This window comes from Bacillus sp. AFS098217 (genome assembly GCF_002551815.1).
Taxonomy (GTDB): domain Bacteria; phylum Bacillota; class Bacilli; order Bacillales; family Bacillaceae_G; genus Bacillus_A.
In genome coordinates this window covers 1-4,796 of sequence record NZ_NVPR01000041.1, presented here as the reverse complement: position 1 = coordinate 4,796, position 4,796 = coordinate 1, and the positions used below count along the sequence as shown (strand labels likewise).

At 35.2% G+C, this 4,796-nt stretch carries 2 protein-coding genes and 1 pseudogene; all 3 read left to right on the top strand.

Annotated elements, in window-relative coordinates:
* Positions 1-410 precede the first annotated feature (410 nt).
* The 3 genes and pseudogenes from mgtA to psiE all read left to right on the top strand — a co-directional run bounded on the left by mgtA (position 411) and on the right by psiE (position 4,730).
* The gene (gene mgtA, locus COO03_RS12045; protein WP_097897420.1) at positions 411-3,110 is read left to right on the top strand and encodes a magnesium-translocating P-type ATPase; all 2,700 of its coding nucleotides are present in this window, start codon (positions 411-413) and stop codon (positions 3,108-3,110) included.
* A gap of 267 nt (positions 3,111-3,377) precedes the next feature.
* A pseudogene (locus tag COO03_RS12040) lies at positions 3,378-4,080 on the top strand (MgtC/SapB family protein).
* Between the two features lie 245 nt (positions 4,081-4,325).
* Positions 4,326-4,730 carry a phosphate-starvation-inducible protein PsiE gene (psiE, locus tag COO03_RS12035; RefSeq protein WP_097897419.1) on the top strand — a complete coding sequence of 135 codons (405 nt, stop codon included), beginning with the start codon at positions 4,326-4,328 and terminating at the stop codon, positions 4,728-4,730.
* Positions 4,731-4,796: the final 66 nt, after the last annotated feature.

The following is a 4,796-nucleotide window of genomic DNA, read 5'->3' as shown; positions in this document are numbered from 1 at the left end:
CTATGCTATACAGTGCTAAAGCTCGACGAGGGAGAGGTGCGATTATTCTGATATGGACTGCTTGAATTAGCGGTGGTATCAGTGTGTTTGTTTTGTGTACATTCAGGCCTTTGCTCGTCTATGAGTAAAGGCCTTTTTTGTTGGAATGATACACCTTTCTCTCAATCTTAACATAGCATATCCAAGAAAAATGATTCGGATAAGGAGGTGGGGAACGATGGCACTTGGAGAACCGAGCCCGATACCCATATGTTTTACATTTATATTTCATCATGTAGGTAGGAAACGAATTGTTCCTCCCTCTCTAAAAAATAGATAGTCGAGAAACAATGAATTTCCTCCTGCGTGTATAAAGGGGGAAACTACCGATGTTACGTGCAAAAAAACAACTTGAACATGTCCAAACAGACATGTATCAAACAAATAAAGGTACACCAAAACGAAACAAACAAACTTCTCATAATCAAGAAGTGATCAAGCAAAACAATGAAATATTAGTAGAAGTTGCTACAACAGATGTTCAATCCGCATTAGCTTTTTTAGAAACAACGCCAAACGGTCTTTCTGAAAAAGAAGCTGAAAGACGTATTGATATACATGGGAAAAATGAAGTAGCACATGAAAAGCCACCAGCATGGTACATTCAATTGCTGCTAGCATTTAAAAATCCATTCATCTTCGTATTGTTAGCTTTAGGAATCTTGTCTTTCTTCACTGACGATATGAAAGGAACCATTGTTGTAACGGTCATGGTTGTCTTAAGTGCTACCATTCGGTTCTTGCAAGAATTCCGTTCTCAACAAGCAGCAGAAAAATTAAAGGCAATGGTTCGTACGACAGCTACTGTTTTGAGAACGAAAGAATTCAAACATAACATGGATAAAAAAGCGGATATCAATAACAATCATACACAGGAACTTCCTATTGAAGAACTTGTACCTGGTGATATTATCACGCTTTCTGCGGGTGATATTGTCCCAGCTGATGTTCGCATTCTTTCAGCTAAAGATTTATTTGTAAACCAATCTGCTCTAACTGGAGAAGCTTTGCCTGTCGAAAAATACGAAAATTTCCATAATTCGAATATTAATGCAAAAAGAAATGGCGACCTGCTTGAAATGGATAATTTATGTTTTATGGGAACAAATATCGTAAGTGGAACTGCAACTGCTGTCGTTGTATCAACAGGCGTAAATAGTTATTTTGGTTCATTAGCAAAAAGTGTAATTGGTAAACGTCCGGAAACAAGCTTTGATAAAGGCGTTAATAAAGTAAGTTGGCTTTTAATTAAATTTATGCTTATCATGACGCCTATTGTATTTTTCATTAATGGGATTTCAAAAGGTGATTGGAAGGAAGCGTTCTTCTTTGCGATTGCAGTTGCTGTAGGACTAACACCGGAAATGCTTCCGATGATTGTAACGGCAAATTTAGCTAGAGGCGCTGTGCAAATGTCTAAAAAGAAAGTAATTGTGAAACAGCTAAATTCAATTCAAAACCTTGGGGCAATGGATGTTCTTTGTACAGACAAAACAGGAACATTGACTGAAGATAAAGTTGTATTAGTCCGTCATCTTGATCCAACAGGAAACCAATGTAAAAATGTATTACAGCTAGCCTATCTAAATAGTTTTTATCAAACGGGATTAAAAAACCTTATCGATAAAGCGGTTATTCAGCATACAGAAGAGAAACATCAATTAGATACAAAGGAATTTCACAAAGTAGATGAAATCCCATTTGACTTTGCTAGGCGCCGTATGTCCGTAGTTGTTAAAGATATAAGCAAGATGAACTTAATGGTTTGTAAGGGTGCGGTAGAAGAGATTTTATCTATTTGTACACATACGGATATTCATGATGAAATACTTCCTCTTACGAAAGAAGTAAAGAGTAAGGTTAAGTATCTTAGTGAACAATTAAATGAGGACGGCATGCGTGTAATTGCAGTGGCTTATAAGCTTGAAGCATCTAATGATGAAAAAGCTTATTCTATTCAAGATGAATCAGATATGATTTTCGCAGGATATATTGGATTTTTAGACCCTCCAAAACCATCCGCAGCATCTGCAATTCGAACATTACAAAAACAAGGCGTACAGGTGAAAATTTTAACTGGTGACAATGAAATTGTAACGCGCAAAGTATGTAAAGAAGTAGGATTGGATATAGGGGAACCTGTACTTGGCTATGAAATTGATCATTTACCTGAAAAGGCACTAGCAAAATTAGCAGAAAGAACAACTGTATTTGCGAAATTAAATCCAATGCAAAAGTCGCGTGTCATTAAAGCATTGCAAGCAAATGGTCATACTGTAGGCTACATGGGTGACGGTATTAATGATGCGGTTGCACTTCGCGATGCAGATGTAGGTATCTCTGTTGATACAGCTACAGATATTGCGAAAGAATCATCTGATATTATCTTGCTTGAAAAAAGCTTGAATGTATTGGAAGAAGGTATTATTGAAGGGCGTACAACATTCGGGAATATTTTGAAATATATTAAAATGACGGCAAGCTCTAACTTTGGAAACGTATTTAGCGTATTAGTAGCAAGTGCATTTATTCCGTTTCTTCCGATGTTAGCTATTCATTTATTAATTCAAAACTTGTTATATGATTTATCGCAGCTTTCTATTCCATGGGATAAGATGGATAAAGAGTTCTTAGAGAAGCCTAGAAAATGGGACACTGCAAATATGCGCAATTTTATTATCTGTATTGGTCCTATTAGTTCAATCTTTGATATTACAACATTTATTGTGATGTGGAATGTGTTTGGTGCCAATACGGTTGCAGAACAATCTTTGTTCCAATCCGGCTGGTTTGTAGTGGGATTACTTACGCAAACATTGATTGTGCATATGATTCGAACACAAAAGATTCCATTTATCCAAAGTACGGCCGCTATTCCGGTCCTATTATTAACAGCACTCATTATGGCTATTGGTATTTACGTTCCGTTTTCCCCACTAGGGGCTGCTGTAGGATTACAGCCACTTCCACTTAGCTATTTCCCATGGTTAGTAGGAATTTTAGCAGGCTATGCTGTATTAACTCAATTTCTTAAGCAGTTATATATCAAGAAATTTCATAGTTGGTTATAACATCTTCTTTTCTAGACATGTAAATCTGATTTAACAGAAATTCTATCAGAAAGAAGGTGAGAAATATGCACTTTGAACATGCACTCTTATTGTATATTTCTATTATGAATGGAGAAGCGCAATTTCCATTAAAATCAATGTTAAAACCAAAAATAAGTAGCGAAAAGTTTTATACCATATAATCGTTAAAAAGTAATATGGAATGAAAAAGGAGGTTACTTTTGTAGTCCTCCTTTCTCTATGTATAGATAGTTGGAGGTGAAAGATATGGCATGGCAAGACATTGTAATCCGTTTACTTGTTGCTATATTTGCTGGAGCTTGTATTGGAACGGAGCGGCAATGGCGGCATCGTATGGCTGGATTACGTACGAATGCTCTCGTTTCATTAGGAGCTTGTTTGTTTGTTTTATTATCTGTTATGACTTCAGGAGAAGGAAGCCCTACACGTATCGCTGCTCAGGTTGTAAGTGGAATTGGTTTTCTTGGCGGTGGAGTCATTATTCGAGATGGTTTTAGTATTCGTGGATTAAATACAGCTGCTACATTATGGTGTGCTGCAGCAGTTGGCACTCTTGTTGGGGCTGGATTTTTAAAAGTGGGNNATTATTGGTGCTTTCGGGGTTATTTTAGCAAACATTTTCCTTCGACCTGTGGCATTGTTTATGAACAAAAAGTCTCGAGATCAACAGCAAGAAGATATGAGCTATATGGTATCAGCAACCTGTTTAGATAAAGATGAGTCTCATATTAGAGTCTTGTTAATGCATATGGTTCATACAGAAGGAATTGGTCTAAAAGAATTATTTAGTGAAGACATTGAAGAGGGCAAAAAAGTAGTTGTACGAGCACTTTTGCATTGTGATTCAAAAAAAGCTACGCTTATTGAAAAAATAGTAAGTCGCTTAAGTTTAGAAGCTGGTATAACAGCTGTTGGATGGAAAACTATTACAGAACAAGAGTCTGATTAACGTAGCAAACATTCCTCAGCCAATAAAAGAAAGTACACCAGTATATACGATTTATAAAGGTGAGAATAAAGGAAGCACATATGGTGCAACGATTATAAAAGAATGAGAGTAACTTCAATCTTGTTTGTAACATGAATAGCCGTAAGGGGAACGAAATGAATTCTCTTTACGGTTCTTTTGTTTAGTAGGACAGTTTTGCTATAATGTACCAGTACGATTTACCTACAAGGGGAGTGCTAGAAGAAATGCGATCATTTAATGTTGATGAATTTATTGCCAGTGTTTTACAATGGATATTAAATACAGCTCTTATCATATTATCCATTGTTCTATCTATCTTTTTAATTAATGAAACAATCACATTCATACAATACATATTTTCAGCAAAAAAATACACATCTTATAAATTAGTTGAAAGTATCATTGTTTACTTTTTATACTTTGAATTTATTGCATTAATTATTAAATATTTTAAATCAAATTACCATTTTCCATTACGATATTTTATCTATATAGGAATTACAGCTTTAATTCGATTAATTATTGTTTCTCATGAAGAACCACTTGAAACATTATTATATGCAGGGGCTATTCTCATTTTAGTGATTGCTTTATATATATCTAATATGAGGGATTTGAAGAAACATTAAACATGATTTTGTACTGTATATGAAAATAAATCTATAAAATATATATAAAAATAGTGCAGACCAAGG